The following is an 18,034-nucleotide window of genomic DNA, read 5'->3' on the forward strand; positions in this document are numbered from 1 at the left end:
GGTGCGGCGTGTCGGTGCGGCGCGGTGCCGAGCGTCGCTGCGGGCCGGCGCCGCGGCGCGGGCCGGCCCCAGGACGGCCGGATCAATCGGCCGCGTTCAGTTGGCCGCGATCAATTCGAAGAAATCTTGGCGACGTCGTACTCGAACTTGCCGGTCTTCTTGGCGTTCTCGATCCGCTTCCTGTTGCGCTCCTCCATCTGCTTGATGGATTCGGCCTGCTTGCTGACCTCCTTCGGGTCGTGCTTGGGATCGTACTTGGTCCCGGCGACCTTCTCGGGGAAGCCGGGCTTCGGCTGCCAGCAATTGCCCGGCGCCTTGCAGGTCTGACCGTCGTAGGCCAGCGCCGGCACCGCGAAGGCCACCCCCGCGATCAGCATCGCCGCCGTGATCACTGTGCGCATCGTAGATTCCTCCGTCTCTTCCTGGGGCGGCCGGTCGGGCCGCCGGTTCGCCCCGTCTCCCGCGGGGCGCGACTTGCCGAGAACGGCTAGTCCAGCGGCTTGCACTGGCCGGGCACGTCCTTGGCAAAGGTCTCGCCCTCCTTGAAGGGCTTGTAAGTCTTCTTCTGCTCGTCGGTGAGCCACTCGGCATCCTTCACCGGGCCCGTGTAGAGATGACGGATCCAGGCGATGACCTGCAGCATCTCGTCGGGATTGAGATCCTCGTTGTGCGGTCCCATCATGCCGTTGGCACCGCCCCAGAGGGTCGCGAACAGGCCGACATCGGTCGTGTTCGCCGGGTAGGTCCAGTAATCGTCGTTGAGGCCGGGCCCGACCTTGCCCTCGCCGAGATGGCCGTGGCAGCCGGAGCACGAGGTCAGGAACAGGCTCTCGCCGTTCCGCAGGCAGGACTTGTCGTCGATGTAGAGGTTCTTCCCGGTCTGGAAGAAGGTCTTGACCGCCTGCGTGTCCCGCCCGCCCGGCTTGCCCTCGGCCGTGTCCATCGCCTCGCCGGTGATGGTGTTGCGGAAGACGATGCCGGTCTGCGGGCCGGACTGGGGCTGCGCGCGGGCCGCGGCGGGCATCGCCACGGCGAGGGTGAGAAGGGCGACGCGGGCCGAACGTACGATGTGCATCTGTTGAGCGGGTCCTGATGTCCTGATCGATGGCCCGGACGCGCCGGGCCGGTCTCGGTGGGGCGGTCTCGGTGGGGCGGTCTCGGTGGGGCAGCCTCAGTTCGAGGCGACGACCGGCACACCGTCCTGCTTGAGGATCGTCGCGATGGCGGGCCGGGCCTTCTCGATCCCGGCGTCGAGGGCCTTGCGCAGGGCCTCGTCGTCCTTGCGCACGCCCATCGACTGGTCGAAGACCTGCGGGACCTTGCGGCCGTCGCTGCCGACCGTGTCGGCCGGGACCAGCGTCATGCGCAGCGGCGTCGGGGAATCCTTGACGTAGCGGGCCACGTCCGGGCCGAAGGCGACGCCGACATCGGCCTTGTCGTTGGCGACCTCGCTGACGATGCGGGCCGGGTCGATCTGGGTGTACTGGTTGCGCGGCGAGCGGAAGTTCACCAGCGAGTAGAGGTAGGCCATGTCCTCCTCGTAGCGGCCGATATCCTTGAGCATCGCCTCGCCGGGGGAGCCGAACGGCACCACCATGTGGTCGAGGGTCTTGAGCCGCGGGTCGGACCAGGACTTCACGTCGAGATCCTTGTCGGCGCGGGTGATGAAGACGTAGCCGCTCCGGTAGTACGGCCGGGTGGTCAGCACCCGCGGGTCGTCGCTGTCGAGGCCGACGACCACGTCGCAGGTCCGCTTCTCCAGGCCGTCGCGGACGAGGTAGATCGCGGGCTTCTCGAGCCAGACGAAGACGGGCTTCTTCCCCATCGCCTCGGCGACGGCGACCGCGACGCGGTTCTCGAGCCCGGAGCCGTCCTTCATCGAGAGGGGCGGCTGCTTCTCGGAGGCGCAGATCCGCAGGGTCGCGGGGTCGGCCGGCGGGGCGGCCGGGGCCTTGCCGGGATCCGACTGGATGGCCTGGGCCTCGGATTCCTGGGCCACCACCGGCCCGGCGGCCAGGGTGGCGAGCGTCAGGACGGCGGCGAAGCGGGCCGCCAGGATGCGTGCGCGCGGGCGCGGCATGGACGTCTATCCCTGTTGTCGAAGCGTTTCTTGTGGCGTGTCCGGTGGGGCCGGAGTGGCGGGGCGGAGGTGGCGGGGCCTGAGGGGGGGCATGGCGTCGCCCCGCCCGCTCGGATCCGTCCCGAGATCCCGCCGGCCGTCGGGCCGGCGGGAGGTCGTCAGGTGGGAGGTCGTCGGGCGGGCCTCGCTCGGAGGCCTGCCGCGCGGCCCTTACTTGGCGGCGTGCTGCGCGTACTCGCCGACGTTCGGGTCGTCGTACGGGCCCTTGCCGTCCAGCGAGAACACCATCACGCCGCCGCCCATCTGGGTGTAGTTGGCGAGCTTCTTGAAGGCGCCCACCGCGCCGAGGCCGGCGGTCGGGTCGGCGAGGTCGAACACCAGGCCCACGCCCGGCCAGCCGCCGACGCCGTAGTAGATGGCGACGTACTGGGTGCCCTTGTGGGTGTAGGTGATCGGGTAGCCGATGGCGCCCGACGGCAGCTTGAACTTCCAGAGGAGGTCGCCGTTGTCGGAGTCGCGCGCCTTGATGAAGCCATCCAGCGTCCCGTAGAGGACGAGGTCGCCGGCGGTGGCGGTGGTGCCGCCCCAGACCGCGAAGCGCTCCATCTTCTCCCAGTTGAACTTGCCGGTGATGGCGTTGTAGCTCTTGATCTGGCCGAGGCCCTCGTAGTTCTGCCGGTCACCCTTCGGGCCCGGATACATGTTCAGCGTCGCACCGACGAAGAACTGACCCGCCCGGTAGGGCAGCATGAAGGGCTCCCAATCCATGCAGATGTGGTTGATGCCCATGTAGAAGGCTTGCCGCTTCGGGTCGTAGGAATCGTGACCCTGGTTGTGGTAGCCCATCGCCGAGGGACAGATGTCCTTGGCGAGATGGTCCATCCGGGTGCCGTATTCCGGATCGCGCACCGGCGTGCCGGTCTTCAGGTCCACCGACTTGAACACGTTGACGGTGTCGTCGATCTTGTTGGCCGAGACCAACGTGCCGTCCGTCCGGTCGAGGGTGTAGACGATGCCGTTGCGGTCCGGGTGGGTGAGGAGCTTCCTCATCTTCCCGTCCTTGTCCTTCTGGTCGGACAGCATCATCACGTTGACGCCGGCATAGTCCCACTCATCGTGGGGCGTCTTCTGGTAGCCGAACTTCGCCTCGCCGGTGTCGGCGTCGCGGCCGAAGATCGTCATCGTCCACTTGTTGTCGCCGGGACGCATGGTCTCGTTCCACGGCGCCGGGTTGCCGGTGCCGAAATAGATCAGGTTGGTGCCCGGATCGTAGGCGTACCAGCCCCAGTTGGTGCCGCCGCCGATCTTCCAGGCGTCGCCCTCCCAGGTCGAGGTGCCGAGGCCCTTCTGGCCGTAATGGGCGTTGTGGATGTTGAAGTCCTTGGCGAGCAGCAGGTCCTCGTCCGGGCCGGTGGCGTAGGCGCGCCAGACCTGCGCGCCGGTCTTGACGTCGTAGGCGGTGAGGTAGCCGCGCACGCCGAGCTCGGCGCCCGAGGAGCCGATGATCACCTTGTCCTTCACCACGTAGGGGGCGATCGTGAGGGTCGAGCCGACCTTGATGTCGGAGTTCTCGACCTTCCACACCGTCTCGCCGGTCTGGGCGTTGAGGGCGGCGACGTTGCCGTCGAGCTGGGTCTTGAGGATCAGCGCCGGGGTCTTGCCGTCGCCGGGCCAGTAGGCGAGGCCGCGGTTCACGAGATCGCAGCAGGCCACCGAGCGCGCGGCCGGGTTCTGCTTGGGCTTGTCCTGCCACAGGATCTTGCCCGGATCGTCGAGGCCGAGGGCGAAGGTGTTGTTGGGGAACGAGGTGTGGATGTACATGACGCCGTCGACGACGAGCGGCGCGCCCTCGTGGCCGTTGAGCAGGCCGGTGGAGAACGTCCAGGACGGCTTGAGCTGCTTGACGTTGCTCTTGTTGATCTGCGTCAGGTCGCTGTAATTGTTCGAGTCGTAGTTCTTACCGGGCATCACCCAGTTCTCGTCGCTCTTCGATTTCTCGACGAGCTTGTCGTTGGCCTGCGCCACGCCCGCCATGGCGACCGGCGCGAGCGCCATGATCGCCAATGCCGAGACGGAATTCCGGAGCCTGATCATCCTGCGTCTCCTCGCCGGACTGCCACGCCGTTTGGCCTCGCAGTCATCGTGGTGTTGATTCGATGGCGACACGACTTTCACCGACAAACCCGCCTCCAGCGTCGCGATAACCGGGCTATTTCCAGTATTCGCTGAGCTTATGAAAGACTTATTATCGTTGTGCGCCACTTGATTATTCGCACGGCTTGTAATGCGTGTCTTTGCAAAACGAAACATTTCTTTTCGGGATGATTTGGCAAAAGAACACCGGAGATCTGGTAAGATCACGGAGACCTTGACCGAGAGCCGGCCGCCATCCCAGACAGGTGGGCCAGACAGGTGGGAACGATACGCGGGCGTGCGGGCCCGGAGCCGGCCGCCGACCCGTCCCGGGAGGACGCCATGGGTCATGTCACGGGCTGCGCGGCCCGCTCTCCGGCGCTGGCCGCCTGCTGGGCGGCTCTCGCCCTGGCGCCTGCGATCCTGGCACCCGCGACCTTGGCGCCTGCGGCCCTGGCGGCCGGGACCGGCGGGGAACGCCGTCTCGCGGCGCTCTACCAGCAGGACGGGCGGCGCGAGCTGACGGGGGCCGACCTGGAGCGCTTTCCCGGCGCGGGCGTCCTGTGGTGCCGGCGCCCGGACGGGATTCCCCAGAAGGCCGCCGCCGCGTGGCTGATCGGGAGCCGGTCCCTCGTGCTGATGAACGCGCACAATTTCCGCAATCGACAACTGGAGGTTACGCGAAACGTCGCCGACTGCTACTTTCAGATAGCAGGTCGGAACTACGCCTTCGTGCCCGAGATCCTGGAACTCGGCGTCGAGCCCGAGGCGCGGCGCCTGCACATCACCGACGACTGGGCGCTGCTGCGCCTCGCCGAGCCGGCCGAGGCGCGGCCGCAGCCGATCCCGGACCCGCCCACCCTTCCGACCGGCGACCTGACGCTCCCGGTGACGATGGTCTCACCGGCCGGGCACGAGAACTACCGGGGGCAGAGCAGCCGGGAATCCTGCGCCGTCCGGCGGATCGATCCGCCGAGCGAGGGCGCGATCCGCCGCGCCCGCCACGATTGCAACGACGGCTACGGCGGATCGGGCTCGGGCCTGTTCGACGCGGAGGGCCATCTCATCGCGATGCAGAGCGCGTCGCTCTCGATGAACCAGCGCCACGCCTTCGACATCGAGTTCCACTACGGCTCGGCCCTGCTGATCGAGGGCCGGCTCCACGAGGCCCTCGAGGCTCAGGCCCGCGCGACCCGGGACCGCTAGGGCGGGCCGCCCCCGGGTGTCCGCGGCGCCTCCCCGGGAATCCGGTAAGCTCCCGGTAAGCAAGGCGGCGTTTTCCGCCCCGGCGCCGGGGGAAGCGCTCGACGGCGCCGCGGCGGCAAGCCAAAACTTAACGTTGAACCTCGAATCTGGTCCCGCGAGGGAGCCGGTATGCCCGCTGTCGGAACGTTCAGGGTCTGCGCGCCGGGACGGCCGCCGTTCGCGGCGGCCGTGGCAGAGGGCGTGGCCGAGGCGGTCGCGCTGCCATCCGTGCTCGTCACGATGCTGGGCAGCCTGATCGAGGCCTGGCCCCGGCAGATCTACACACAACCCCTGGTGACCACCCGCTTCCTCGGCCAGCGGACCACCTACGTCTGCGATCCCGGCCACATCCGCAGCCTGATGGTCGACCAGGCCGAGGCGCTGGAGCGGGAACCCTTCATGCTGCGGGCGCTGGCCCCGGCCCTCGGCGCGGGGGTCCTCACCGCGGACGGGGACCACTGGCGGCGTCAGCGCAGGACCGCGACCCCGATGTTCCGCCCGGACCGGGTCCGGAGCTTCGTGCCGGCCATGGCCCGGGCCGCCGCGGCGACGCGGGCGCGCTGGCGCGACGCCGATCCCGCCGGGAGCGAGCGGGACATCCTGCGCGAGATGATGCGCACGACGTTCGACGTCATCGTCGCCACGATGGTGTCGGGCGATCCCTACCTGGAGGTCGGGCCCTTCGGGGCCGCGATGGACGCCTATCTCGGCCAGACCAGCTGGAAGATCGCCCTGGAGATGCTGCGGGCGCCGGCCTGGATCCCGCATCCGGGGTCCCGGGCCGGGGCGGAGGCGGTGCGCTACCTGCGCGGCGAGGTCGCCCGCACGATCGCGCGCCGCCGGGCCCGCGGCGAGCCCGGCTCCGACCTCCTCGGCCTCCTGCTGCAGGCGCGGGACCCGGAGACCGGCGCGCCGCTCACCGAGGCGAGCCTCGTCGACAACCTGCTGACCTTCGTGTCCGCCGGCCACGAGACCACCGCCCTGGCGCTGGCCTGGACCTTCCGGGTCCTGGCCGAGCACCCGGAGGTGGAGGAGCGCGTCGTCGCCGAGATGGCGCGCCTCGGCGCCGATCCGGAGTCCGATCCCGGTTCCGTGGACCGGCTCCCCTACACGCGTCAGGTGCTCCTCGAGGTGATGCGCCTCTATCCGCCGGCCCCGCTGATCGTGCGGCGGACGCGGGCCCCGGTCCGGCTCGGGGACACGGTCGTGCCGGCCGGGCAGTCGGTCCACGTGCCGGTTTACGCCCTGCACCGGCACGCGCTGCTCTGGGAAAGTCCGGAGGCGTTCGACCCGGGCCGCTTCGCGCCGGAGCGGGCCGCCGCGCGCGACCGCTACGCCTACCTGCCGTTCGGCGCCGGCCCGCGGGTCTGCATCGGCATGGGCCTCGCCCTGACCGAGTGCCTCGTCGTCCTGGCGACGCTGCTGCCCGCCTTCCGCCTCCGGCCGGTGACGGCGGAGATGCCGGCGGCGCAGTTCCGCGTGACCCTGCGGCCCAGGGGCGGCCTGACCATGAGGGTCGCGCCCCGCCACGGGGCCGGGCAGGGGGACGGGCACGGGGCCGAGCACGGGGCCGAGCAGGGGGCGGCCCATGCCGCCTGAGATGTCGCCCGAGGTGTCGCCCGAGATCTCCGCGGGCGCGACCGGGCCGGGCGCGCGGCGGGGGACCTGGCCGGACCGCCGGCCGGGATCGCTGCTCGCCCGCCTCTTCGGTCCCGACGCCGACGACGCGCTGCCGAGCCGCTACCGCCTGCAGGTGCGGGCGGGGCTCCTCGACGAGACGCTGAAGCTCGCCACCTACTCGGCGGTGACGCACCTGATCATCGCGCTGGCCGTCGCGTACTTCTTCTGGGGTTCGGCCTCGCACACCTACCTCCTCGGCCTGCTCGCCGTGGTCGCGGTGCTGATCACGGCGGCGACCTACGCGACCTGGCTCTACTGGCGCACTCACGGCGACACCGCCTCGGCGCACACCGTCCGGTGGGGCTGCCGGATCTCCGCCGGCCTCGCCTTCGCCCTGGGCCTCGCCTGGGCGACCCTGCCGGTCGTGCTGTTCGCCCCCTCCGGCGGCGACGCGCGGCTGCTCGTCGTCGCCATCGTGGCCGGCCTGATCTCGGACGCCTACGTGGTCGGCCCGCTCCTGTCGGTCTCGTACCTGTTCGCGGTCCCGGTCATCGTCGGCAGCTTCGTCGGGCTGGCCCGGTCCGGGGAGCCAGTCGCGCTCAGCATCGGCTTCCTGCTCGCCGTCTACGCGATCTTCGTGGTGACGAGCGTGAGCCGCATGAGCCGCCTGTCGCGCCAGCGCATCCTCGACCGCGTGCGGGTCGAGGACCAGAGCGAGACGATCGGGCTGCTGCTCAACGCCTTCGAGGCGAATGCCAGCGACTAACTGTGGGAGACGGACGGGACCGGACGGTTCCAGCACGTCTCCACCCGGATGGCGGACGTGCTGGCCTGCCCGGTGCAGAGGCTCCAGCACGCCTCGTTCCCGGCGCTGCTCGCCGGCCGGGCGGAGGCGCCCCCCGAGGCCGACCAGAGCGCCGACCGCGTGGACCGTCTCCGGCGGGGCGTCGCCTTCCACCAGCACCTGATCGCCGTCGACACGCCGGCCGGCCGGCGCTGGCTCCGGCTGAGCGGCAAGCCGTTCCTCGACCAGAAGGGGCGCTTCGCGGGGTTCCGGGGCGTCGGCTCCGACGTGACCGAGGCCCGCCGGGCGGAGGCGCACATCGCCTATCTGGCCACCCGGGACCCGATGACCGACCTGTCGAACCGGGTCATGTTCCACGACGTCGCGTCCGAGGCCTGCGCGGCCGCCGCGCAGAACGCGCCGCAGAACGCGCAACCGGCCCCGGACACGACGGTCAGCCTGCTCTACCTCGACCTCGACGGCTTCAAGACCGTCAACGACAGCATCGGCCACGCCGCGGGCGACGCCCTGCTGGGGCAGGTCGCCGATCGCCTGCGCGCCCTGCTCCCGGCCGACGCGCAGGCGTTCCGTCTCGGGGGCGACGAGTTCGCGATCCTGCAGCGCGGCCGGGACGGCGCGGCCGCGCAGGCCCTGGCCGAGGCCACGATCGCGACCCTGCGCGAGCCCTACCTCATCGACGGCGTCCGGGCGGAGATCGGCGTCAGCGTCGGGATCGCCTGCGCCCCCGCGGACGCGACCGAGCCCGAGGACCTGCTCCGGAAGGCGGATCTGGCGCTCTACAGCGCCAAGCAGGGCGGCAAGGGGCGCTGGCGGGGCTTCGACCGCGACCTGGACGTGCGCGTCCAGCGCCGGCACGAACTCGACGAGGCGATGCGCCAGGCCCTCGCCGACGGCGAGATGGCGCTGCACTACCAGCCTTTGGTCAGCCTGCAGGACGGCCAAGTGGTCGGCTGCGAGGCGCTGCTCCGCTGGACCCGGCCCGGTCTCGGCCCCGTCTCGCCCGCCGAGCTGATCCCGATCGCCGAGGGAACGGGCTTCATCCTCGCGATCGGGCGCTGGGCCCTGCGGCGGGCCTGCGCGGAGGCGCTGACCTGGCCGGTGCGCCTGCGCGTCGCCGTCAACATCTCGTCGGTCCATTTCCGCCGGCCCGACTTCTTCGCCGACGTCGCGGCGGTGCTGGGCGAGACCGGCCTCGCGGCGGACCGCCTGGAGATCGAGATCACCGAGTCGATCTTCCTGGCCAACACGCCGCACGTGCTGGACAATCTCCGCTCCCTGCGGGCGCTCGGCGTGCGGATCGCCCTCGACGATTTCGGGACGGGCTACTCCTCGCTGAGCTACCTGACGCAGTTCCCGGTCGACAAGATCAAGATCGACCGCGCCTTCGTGCGCGACCTGAGCAGCCGCCCCGAATGCCTGACGGTGATCGAGGCGATCATGGTCATCGCCCGCGACCTGCGCATCGACGTCACCGTGGAGGGCGTCGAGACCGAGCAGCAGGCCGAGCTGCTCCGGCTGCGGCGCTGCAACAGCGCGCAGGGCTTCCTGTACAGCCCGGCCCGGCCGCCCGAGGAGATCCCCGGCCTGATCGAGAGCCTGCCCCGGCGGGCGCTCCCGACCGAGCGGGCGGTCCGCGCGGTCGCCTGAGGGCGGGCGAGCCCGGATCCGGGTTGCCACGCGGGCCGGAACGGCTCTAGCGGGAGACGATCACGCGGAACCGGGACACAGGCGCGCCATGCCCAAGGTCGTCATCAGCGAGTTCATGGACGAGGCCGCGATCGCGGCCGAGCTCGCCGGCCTCGACGTGCAGTACGATCCTGGCCTCGTCGACCGGCCCGGGGACCTCGCCGCCGCCGTGGCCCGGGCCGACGCCCTGATCGTGCGCAACCGGACCCAGGTCCGCGGCCCCCTGCTCGACGCCGCCCGCGACCTCAAGGTGGTGGGCCGCCTCGGCGTCGGCCTCGACAACATCGACGTCCCAGCCTGCCGGGACCGGGGCATCGCGGTCTACCCGGCCACCGGCGCCAACGACGGCGCGGTCGCCGAGTACGTGGTCGCCACCGCGCTGCTGCTCCTGCGCGGCGCCTACGGGGCCACGGCCCGCGTGGCGGCCGGGACGTGGCCGCGCAACGCCCTGATGGGCCGCGAGATCGCCGGCAAGCGCCTCGGCCTCGTCGGCTTCGGGTCGATCGCCCGCGAGACTGCCCGGAGGGCGGCGGCCCTCGGCATGACGGTCGCCGCCCACGACCCCTTCGTGGCCGCGGACGACCCTGCCTGGAACCCGGCCTACGGCCCCGTGCAGAGCCAGGCGCTCGACGCGCTGATCGCGCAGAGCGACGTGCTCTCGCTGCACGTGCCGCTCACCGATCAGACCCGCGGACTGATCGACGCGGCGGTGCTGGCGCGGATGCCGAAGGGCGCGATCCTGATCAACGCGGCCCGGGGCGGGGTGGTGGACGAGGCCGCCGTGGCGCAAGCCCTACGGTCCAGCCATCTCGGCGGCGCGGCGCTGGACGTGTTCGACCGCGAACCCCTCGACGCGGCGGCGGGCGCCGTCTTCGCCGACGTGCCGAACCTGGTCCTCACGCCGCACATCGCCGGGGTGACGCAGGAGTCGAACGTGCGCGTCTCCGCCGTCACGGCCCAGGCCGTCCGCCGCCACCTCACGAGGGACTGAACCGGGAGGGCCCGCGCGCGGCTGCACATCGACGGCAACCTGCGCGCCGCGCGGGTCGCCTTCGACGGTCTCGACCGGGAGGCTCAGCGCAGGGCGAGCACCTGGGCAGCGTGCGAGGCGACGGCCTGCACGGCCGGGAGATCGTAGGCGTAGACGCGGCCGGCCAGGATCGCGAGCGCCAGCGTCCAGAACACCGCACCGCCGACGCGCCGCGCCGTGCGGTCGCCGGTCGAGGTGGCCGGGCAGGCGCCGGCGACGCCGTCGGCGACGGGCTCGCCGAACGGATCGAAGGCCGGCGACTGGTTTTCAGAGGCGCTGCGCATGGTGCCGAATGTCGCGCTCGGCAGGTCCGTTCGCAATGGACACGTCTTTCGAATTTCGCTGCGCACGGAGATGCTTGTTCTCCATTCGATCCCCACGACAGGCAGGTTCTTCTCAGAGGGCCGGTTCGACCGCCGGAAACGCGATATCTTCTTCCCGGCGGGGGCCGGGGCCGCCCGCTCCCGGGGCGGCGGGCGTGTGGTAGGCCATGCGCTCGCGGCGCCCCCGCAGGGGCTCGCGACTGACTTCGCGCCACGCCTCGGCCGGCGCCCCCGCGGCCCGCCGCGCGGCCTCCGAGACCAGGATCGGGACGCCGTGGAGCTTGGTCGCCTGCTCGAGGCGGGCGGCGACGTTGACGGCGTCGCCCAGCACGGTGAACTCGTAGCGCGCCTCCTCGCCGATGATCCCGCAGAACACCTCGCCGTAATGGACGCCGACACCGATGCGCACGGCCTGCGCGGGTGCGGCCCTGTCGGTCCAGCGGGCGATCACCGCGACGAGGTCCTGCGCGAAGGCGAGGGCGCGGGCCGCGTCGTCGGGCCGGGGCTCGGGCAGACCGAACACCACCAGGGCGCCGTCGCCGATGAACTTGTCGACCACGCCGCCCCGCAGGCGGGCGAGGCGCGTCACCCGCCGCCGGAAGGCGGACAGGAACTCGGAGAGCCGGTGCGGATCCAGGCTCTCGGCCAGGGTGGTCGAGCCGCGCATGTCGACGAACACGATGGCGGCCTGCTGGCGGCGGCCGGCCTTCAGGCTCCCGTCGCCGTCGGCGAGCCGCAGGACCAGCTCCTGCGGCAGGAACCGCGACAGCCGGTTGCGCCGGGTCGCCTCCCGCAGGGCCGACACGGCGAACAGCACGAACAGCACCGCCAGGGCCCCGACCATGACCCAGATGGCCAGGGCGATCCGCGACACCGTCGCCTGCCGCCGCTCCATCCGCCGCGCCTCGTGCGCCTCCATGCGGCGCACCCGGTCGCGGATCGCGTCCATCACCTGCTTGCCGCGCCCGTCCGCCACGGAGGCGCGGGCCGCCGCGCCGTCGCCGGCGCGCATGAGGGCGACGCTGGCGCCGAGCTCGTCGAGCTTCCGGCGGATCAGCCCGGCCAGGGTGTCGAGGTCGCCCCGCTGGTCGGGATCGTCCTGGACGAGGTCGCGCAGGAGATCGAGCTGCTGGTCGACGTTCAGCCGCCCCTCGGTGAAGGGCAGCAGGAAGGCCTCGTCGCCGGTGAGCAGGTAGCCGCGCTGGCCGGTCTCGGCGTCCTGCACCGCCGACAGGACCCGGGCGAGGCGCCCGTCCACCGCCACGGTGTGGCGCACGGCGTCGACGCCGCGCTGCTGGTACACGAAGGCGCCGAGCGCGATGGCGGTCATCACCAGGATCGTGGCGAACCCCACCGTCATCCAGGTCACGGTGCGCGAGCGCAGGGATCGCTGCACCCGCGCGCCCACGCGCGCGCCGACACGCGCCCTGACCGAGGCGGCGTCCGGCGCGGCGTCGCTCCGGTCCGATTCTGTTGCGGTGGCGGGCACGGTGGCGGGCGCGGGCGCTGGGACGGACATGTCAGGCCCCGCCCGCGCCGTGCAGCCGGACGGGCCGCCCGGTCCGCCCCCCGTCCTCGGCCGCCCGCGCCCGGCAATCCGCGATGGTCGCCCGCGCCGTGTCGATCGCGACGGACGCCGCCGACATGGTGCGGGTGTCCGGCTCCCGCTCGCGGGCGTAGCGGACGACGTCCATGGCCAGCGCGTCGACCTCGACGGTGAGCGCCTCGATCGCCGCCGGGTCGCGCAGCGCCCGGGCCTGCCCGGCGATCTCCAGGAGCCGGTCCAGGAGCTCGTCGATGCGCTCGCGGCGCAGGCTGGCGAGGCGCTGCCGGATCCAGGCCAGCACCGAGACGAGGCCGCCCACCAGCGCGCCGAGGAGGTAGAGCGTGTCGCCGTAGCGCTCGATGAAGCCGTGCTGGTCGCGCTCGTAATAGTCGATCGCCCCCGGATGGATCGGGATGCGGGCGCTGGTGGCCGCCACGGTCGTGTCGTAGGCCGGGGCCTGGACGTACTCGGCGGCGTCCGTCGCCAGGGCGGCGGCGCCGCGCTTCTCGAAGAGCTGCTGGGTCACGTCGGCCGCCACGACGCGGCTTAAGGAAGCCCGGGCCATCAGCCGGTACGAGGCGCCCACCGTCTTCACGTCGTCGGCCGGCAGCTTCGGGCGGCCGCCGAACAGGCCGCCCGGGACGGTGACCGCCTGGAGCCGCGGGAAGCGCTCGATCACCGCGCCGTCATCCTCCACGGCGACGAACGCCACCTTGCCGCCGCGGGCGACGCCCTGCACGGCCGAGACCAGGGCCAGCGCCTTCGGCGCCGAGGGCGCGATGATGCTGACGAAGGCGTCGATCCGCCTCTCGCGGAAGGCGCCGGCCACCGCCTCCTGGTCGACCGGGACCAGCAGGACCGTCGAGTCCCGGGCCGGGCCGGCGGCCTCCTCCAGGGTGAGCCCGTAATAGCCGAGGAGGTTCCGGAGCAGCCAGAGATCGGCGTCCCGGTGCGCCGCGATGCCGAGCCGCTTGCCGGCGAGCTTCGGGAAGCTGGTGATCCCGGCCTGCTCGGGCGAGGCGATGACCATCGCCTGGTCGCGCAGGATCGCCAGGGTCAGGCCGTTCGTCGGCAGGAGCACGTCGGGGCGGACCACCGCGAGGTCGGCGCGCCCGTCCTGCAGGGCGGCGGCGCTCTCGCGCACGTCGTCGAAGGACAGGATCTTCAGCCGGACATTCTCGTGCGCGGCCTCGAGCGCGTCTGCGTAGGCCTTGATCAGGCCGGGCTCGGTCCCGTCCCGGGGAGCGACCGCGATGGTGAGCACCGTCGCCTGGAGCAGGTACCACGCCGCGACCCCGCCCGCGCCCAGGAGGGCGGCCCCGGCCAGGAGCAGGGTCTCCCGGCGCAGGATCCAGGCGGGGAGGGTCCACATCGCCCCGGCCACTCAGAACAGCGAGATCAGCACGATGCCGCCGACCATCAGGGCGGCGCCGATCAGGCGCGGCGGGCCGGCCTTGACCCGCTTCATGCCGAACCAGCCGAAATGATCGAGCGCCACCGAGGTCAGGAGGTTGGCGGTGATGAGCAGGCCGTTGAAGGCGCCGGCCCCGACCTTGTCGACGAAGAGCAGTCCGGCGAAGACCGCGACCGCCCCGGTGAGGCCGGCGAGGGGCATCCACCAGCGGACGCCCGCGACGTCGTCGCGGGTCGGCAGCGGCGACGGCCGCAGCAGGAACATCAGCGCGAACACGAACACGACCGGCACGAACGACACCGTCGCGGCGAGCCAGGGATTCTCCAGGGCGCCGCGGAGCTGCGCGTTCCACACCACGCCGATCGCCATCAGGGCGCCGGCCACGAGGATGAACGGGTAGAGCAGCTTGCCGCCGACCCCCGAGCCGCCGCCGTCGCTCTTGCCGCCCGAGCGCGCGATGAAGGTGACGCCCACCGCCATCAGCAGGCCGCCGAGCCAGGGCATCGGCTTGAAGCCCGCCGCCTGCAGGCCGAACAGGCCGAGCGCGTCCATCGCCAGGGAGGTGAGGATGTTGGCGGTGAGCGTCAGGCCGTTGAACGGCCCGGCGCCGACCTTGTCGATGAAGGCGAGGCCGCCGAACACCGCGACCGCGCCGGCCAAGCCTCCGAGGGGCGCGTACCAGGGCATCTTGCCCAGGGAGTCGAGGCTCGGCAGCGGCGTCGGCATCGTGAGGAACAGGGTCGTGAACACGAAGACGATCGGCAGGAACGACACCGTCGCGGCGAGCCACGGATTGACCATGCGGCCGCGCAGCTGCGCGTTCATGGCATTGCCGATCGCCTGCAGCGCGCCCGCCACCAGGATGAAGGGATAGAGGAGGGCAGCCGTCACGCGCGCGGACCTTCGGGTTTGCGGGGAGGGAGGGTCAGACGAGGAGCAGGCCAGCGAGCGCCAGCGCGAGGGCCGGCGGCATCACCAGCAGGCCGAGCTTGAGGAAGGTCCAGGCGCCGACATCCTGGCCCTCGCGGCGGATGGCGGTCAGCCAGAGGATCGTGGCGAGCGAGCCCGTCACCGACAGGTTCGGCCCGAGATCGACGCCGATCAGGATCGCGCCCGCCACCTTCTCGGGCACGTGGGCGGTCTGGACCGCGGCGCCCGCGATCAGCCCGGCCGGCAGGTTGTTGACGAGGTTGCACAGCACCGCGACGAGGCCGCCCGCCCCCCAGGCGGTGGCCTCCGGGGCGGCGTGGGCGTAGCCCTTGAGGAGGTCCGCCAGCATCGCCAGGACGCCGGTCTTCTCCAGGGCCTCCACGAGGACGAACAGCCCGGCCACCAGCGGCAGCACGCTCCACGACACGTCCTTGGCCACCTCGACGAGGCCGCCGCGCTTGAGGAGCAGCACGACGATCGTGGTGGCGAGCCCGGCCACGAAGGTGGGCAGGCCGAGGTCGAGGCCGAGCGCGGAAGCCGCGATCAGCACGCCGCCGGTCGCCACGATGCCGATCCCCGCCACGAGGCCGGTGCGGGACAGTGGCACAGCCTCGACGTCGGTGGCGACCTCCTGCCCGCGCAGGGTCTTCGCCTGTGTCAGCCGCAGCACCGCGTAGGTCGTCGCGATGGCCAGCAGCGAGGGCAGGGCGAACAGGCCGAGCCAGCGCACCAGCGGCGGCATGTGCTCGGCGAAGACCACGAGGTTGGCCGGGTTCGAGATCGGCAGCACGAAGCTCGCCGCGTTGGCGATGAAGGCGCAGATGAACAGGTAGGGGAGGGGGTTCTCCACCTTGGCTGCCTTGGTGGCCGCGTAGACGGCGGGCGTGAGCACCACCGCGCAGGCGTCGTTCGACAGGAACACCGTGACGACGGTGCCGACGAGGTACACGAGGGTGAACAGCCGGGTCGCCGAGCCCTTGGCGGCGCGCACGGCGATCGAGGCGAGCCAGTCGAACAGGCCCTCCTTCCGGGCCACCTCCGACATCAGCATCATGCCGACGAGGAACAGGTAGACGTCGGTCCCCTTCAGCACGCCGTCCCAGGCGGTGGCGGGGGCGAGCAGGCCGAGGGCCACGAGGGCGCCGGCCCCGAGCACGGCCCAGATCGCCTCCGGCCACGCGAACGGCCGCAGGATGACGCCGAGGGTCGCGAGGGCAGCGATCGTCCAGGTCGCGATGTTGGGGGTCAGCGTCAGCGCGCCCATCGGTTGCGGTGGTCCTCTGGTGGGGTGGATCGTGCGGTGCGGTGTGCCGCGATTCGGGCGGGACCGGCTACCAGTGCCGGCCGTTGCGGTTCGGCCCGAGCTGGTCGCCCCGGAGCCCCTTCTCGGGCCAGGCCGGCAGGCGGAACGCGTCGCTGCCGGGCCGCTCGTGCGCGGGCGGCGGCACGAAGCTCCGGTCCACGGGCTCGATCACCTCGGTGTCGGTGTGGCCGGTGCCGTCCGCGACCGTGACGGCGAGGCGGCGCGCGCCGTCCCGCCAGGGGATGCGGGCGTGGACCGTCCGGGGGCCGTCCGGCACCATCGGGTGGGCCGGGCCGCCATCGACGCGCAGGTGACAGCGCCACGCGGCCCGCGGCCGGTCCGACAGCACGAGGGCGCGCACCGAGACCGTGCCGTCGGCGGCGTCGAGGGGCGCCGTGGCGAGGCGCCGGTCGGCGGGGCTCGTGACCATCACGAAGGGCAGTGCCCGGTCGAGGGGCTTGAACCGCCAGCTCGCGACCGGCCCGTCGATCGCCGCGACCGCGTAGCCGACCGAGCCGTCCTCGTTCTGGCCGACCGAGCGGGCCGCGGCGTAGAGGGTGCGCCCGTCCGGGGCGAGCTCGTTGTAGTGGGTGTGGCCCATCTCGACGAGGCGGACGCCGTAGTGGCGGATCAGGCCGGCGAGCGCCGCCCGCTCGTCGGGCACGCAGAGGTCGTCCGGGTAGGTGTGGGCGAAGACCGCGCAGGGCTGGCCCTCCCGCTCGGCCCGGGCCAGCTCCTCGCCGAGCCACGCGAGCTGGTGGGGGCCGAGGCGGAAATCGAGGCCGAAGCCCTTCTGGCCGTAGCCGGGGCTGACCATGTCGAGGAACAGGCAGCGCACGCCGGCCCAGGTCTCGGCGAAGTAGTAGTGCGTCACCGAGACGGGGTCGCGCGGGCGCGGCAGGTCGTGGCGCCGCGCCGCGTGGCCGCCGCCGCGCGGGCTGCCCGCGACCGCGGCGAACAGGGCGTCGAAATCCGCCATCGTGCCGTGCTGGCGGTCGTGGTCGCCGGCGATCAGGCGCACCGGCAGGTCCGGGTGCCGGTCCAGGGCCTCGCGCAGGACCGCGTACTGCTCCGCCCGCCCGTCCTCGGCGAGGTCGCCGGGGATGTAGACGAAGTCGAGGAGATCGTGTCGGTGCAGCCCCGCCACCTCGGCGAGCATCGCCCGCAGGTCGGCGGCGTGGGGGTCGGAGCCCCGCTCGAGATGCAGGTCGCCGATATGCGCGAAGGCGAACACGCCGTGGCTCGCCGTCATGGCGCGCCCGCGCGCCGTCTGTGGTTTTCCTGAGCCATCGTGCCCCCCGGACAGGCCCGTCCGCCCCGGCCGGGAGATCGGCCGCGGTGGTCGCGACCGGCCCGACGTTTCGGAGCCGGCGGGGTTCCGGCCCCGGGGGGAGACGCGCGCCGGTGGGGCCCTACATTTTCGTGAGCGCGGGCCCGATCCGTGCCCTGCGCCGCGAAGTGTCGTGAAAACAGACACTCGCTGTCCTCTCAGCCGACAGATCCGGGCGATGTCGGCGCAAGGTCAGCCCGGGGTCAGCCCGGGGTCAGCCCGGGGTCAGCCCGGGGTCAGCCCGGGGTCAGCCAATGACTCCGCCGGCCGGCGGGTTTGCGGCGCGCCTCAGTGCACGCGCCGGAACAGATCCGGCAGGTAGCGTTCCAGGGTCTCGTGTCCCTCGAACTGCACGTCCACGGTGGCGGCCGCGCCCCACGGGCGGTGGAGCCCCACGACCCGGCCGCGGGCATGGCGCCAGATCCCGAGGATCTCGGCGAGGTCGAGCCGGTCGAACACCACCTCGTCGCCCGGGGCGAGGGCCGGCGCGGCAACGCCGGACCAGGCCTCGGGGACCGGGCGGCGGGGCATCTCCGCGACCCGGGAAGGCTCATCCCCCGGATCGAGGATGGGGGAGAAGGTTTCGTTC

General features: G+C 72.2%; 16 protein-coding genes. 5 read left to right on the top strand and 11 right to left on the bottom strand.

Annotation, left to right across the window (positions count from 1 at the left end; all coding sequences use genetic code 11):
* Positions 1-110 precede the first annotated feature (110 nt).
* The 4 genes from ABIC30_RS21375 to ABIC30_RS21390 form a co-directional block, all read right to left on the bottom strand.
* Positions 111-401 carry a methanol dehydrogenase [cytochrome c] subunit gene (locus tag ABIC30_RS21375; protein ID WP_020096030.1) on the bottom strand — a complete coding sequence of 97 codons (291 nt, stop codon included), beginning with the start codon at positions 399-401 and terminating at the stop codon, positions 111-113.
* Between the two features lie 86 nt (positions 402-487).
* Entirely contained in the window at positions 488-1,075 is a 588-nt protein-coding gene (gene moxG, locus ABIC30_RS21380; RefSeq protein ID WP_020096029.1) for a cytochrome c(L), periplasmic, read from the bottom strand.
* A gap of 96 nt (positions 1,076-1,171) precedes the next feature.
* Entirely contained in the window at positions 1,172-2,080 is a 909-nt protein-coding gene (moxJ, locus tag ABIC30_RS21385; RefSeq protein ID WP_020096028.1) for a methanol oxidation system protein MoxJ, read from the bottom strand.
* A gap of 210 nt (positions 2,081-2,290) precedes the next feature.
* Entirely contained in the window at positions 2,291-4,174 is a 1,884-nt protein-coding gene (locus ABIC30_RS21390) for a methanol/ethanol family PQQ-dependent dehydrogenase (protein WP_026605374.1), read from the bottom strand.
* A gap of 381 nt (positions 4,175-4,555) precedes the next feature.
* Here ABIC30_RS21390 and ABIC30_RS21395 point away from each other — a divergent pair, with 381 nt between their 5' ends.
* The 5 genes from ABIC30_RS21395 (at position 4,556) to ABIC30_RS21415 (ending at position 10,560) form a co-directional block, all read left to right on the top strand.
* On the top strand, positions 4,556-5,419 hold the full coding sequence (locus ABIC30_RS21395) for a S1 family peptidase (RefSeq protein WP_020096026.1): 864 nt from the start codon (positions 4,556-4,558) through the stop codon (positions 5,417-5,419).
* Between the two features lie 168 nt (positions 5,420-5,587).
* Positions 5,588-7,057, top strand: coding sequence for a cytochrome P450 (locus ABIC30_RS21400; protein ID WP_020096025.1), 1,470 nt, complete (start codon positions 5,588-5,590; stop codon positions 7,055-7,057).
* On the top strand, positions 7,047-7,844 hold the full coding sequence (locus ABIC30_RS21405) for a hypothetical protein (RefSeq protein ID WP_020096024.1): 798 nt from the start codon (positions 7,047-7,049) through the stop codon (positions 7,842-7,844). Before ABIC30_RS21400 ends, ABIC30_RS21405 begins: the two co-directional genes overlap by 11 nt.
* Positions 7,845-9,530: a putative bifunctional diguanylate cyclase/phosphodiesterase gene (locus ABIC30_RS21410; RefSeq protein ID WP_354456090.1), complete on the top strand. Its 1,686-nt coding sequence runs from the start codon at positions 7,845-7,847 to the stop codon at positions 9,528-9,530.
* Between the two features lie 88 nt (positions 9,531-9,618).
* On the top strand, positions 9,619-10,560 hold the full coding sequence (locus ABIC30_RS21415; RefSeq protein ID WP_020096022.1) for a hydroxyacid dehydrogenase: 942 nt from the start codon (positions 9,619-9,621) through the stop codon (positions 10,558-10,560).
* Positions 10,561-10,643: 83 nt separating this feature from the next.
* On the opposite strand, the gene ABIC30_RS21420 is transcribed toward ABIC30_RS21415, so the two are convergent.
* The 7 genes from ABIC30_RS21420 to ABIC30_RS21450 all read right to left on the bottom strand — a co-directional run bounded on the left by ABIC30_RS21420 (position 10,644) and on the right by ABIC30_RS21450 (position 17,976).
* Entirely contained in the window at positions 10,644-10,883 is a 240-nt protein-coding gene (locus ABIC30_RS21420; RefSeq protein WP_020096021.1) for a hypothetical protein, read from the bottom strand.
* A gap of 112 nt (positions 10,884-10,995) precedes the next feature.
* Complete coding sequence (locus ABIC30_RS21425; RefSeq protein WP_026605372.1) at positions 10,996-12,441, bottom strand: adenylate/guanylate cyclase domain-containing protein; 1,446 nt, start codon at positions 12,439-12,441, stop codon at positions 10,996-10,998.
* A gap of 1 nt (position 12,442) precedes the next feature.
* Positions 12,443-13,840: a TAXI family TRAP transporter solute-binding subunit gene (locus ABIC30_RS21430; protein WP_043713328.1), complete on the bottom strand. Its 1,398-nt coding sequence runs from the start codon at positions 13,838-13,840 to the stop codon at positions 12,443-12,445.
* A gap of 12 nt (positions 13,841-13,852) precedes the next feature.
* Complete coding sequence (locus tag ABIC30_RS21435; protein ID WP_020096018.1) at positions 13,853-14,773, bottom strand: DMT family transporter; 921 nt, start codon at positions 14,771-14,773, stop codon at positions 13,853-13,855.
* Positions 14,774-14,807: 34 nt separating this feature from the next.
* Positions 14,808-16,076, bottom strand: coding sequence for an arsenic transporter (locus ABIC30_RS21440; RefSeq protein ID WP_091928587.1), 1,269 nt, complete (start codon positions 16,074-16,076; stop codon positions 14,808-14,810).
* 67 nt (positions 16,077-16,143) lie between these two features.
* The gene (locus ABIC30_RS21445) at positions 16,144-17,367 is read right to left on the bottom strand and encodes a metallophosphoesterase family protein (protein ID WP_234081590.1); all 1,224 of its coding nucleotides are present in this window, start codon (positions 17,365-17,367) and stop codon (positions 16,144-16,146) included.
* A 366-nt stretch (positions 17,368-17,733) separates the two neighbouring features.
* Positions 17,734-17,976 carry a hypothetical protein gene (locus tag ABIC30_RS21450; RefSeq protein ID WP_100253618.1) on the bottom strand — a complete coding sequence of 81 codons (243 nt, stop codon included), beginning with the start codon at positions 17,974-17,976 and terminating at the stop codon, positions 17,734-17,736.
* Positions 17,977-18,034 lie beyond the last annotated feature (58 nt).

The sequence above is a fragment of the Methylobacterium sp. 1030 genome (genome assembly GCF_040544715.1).
Taxonomy (GTDB): Bacteria; Pseudomonadota; Alphaproteobacteria; order Rhizobiales; family Beijerinckiaceae; genus Methylobacterium.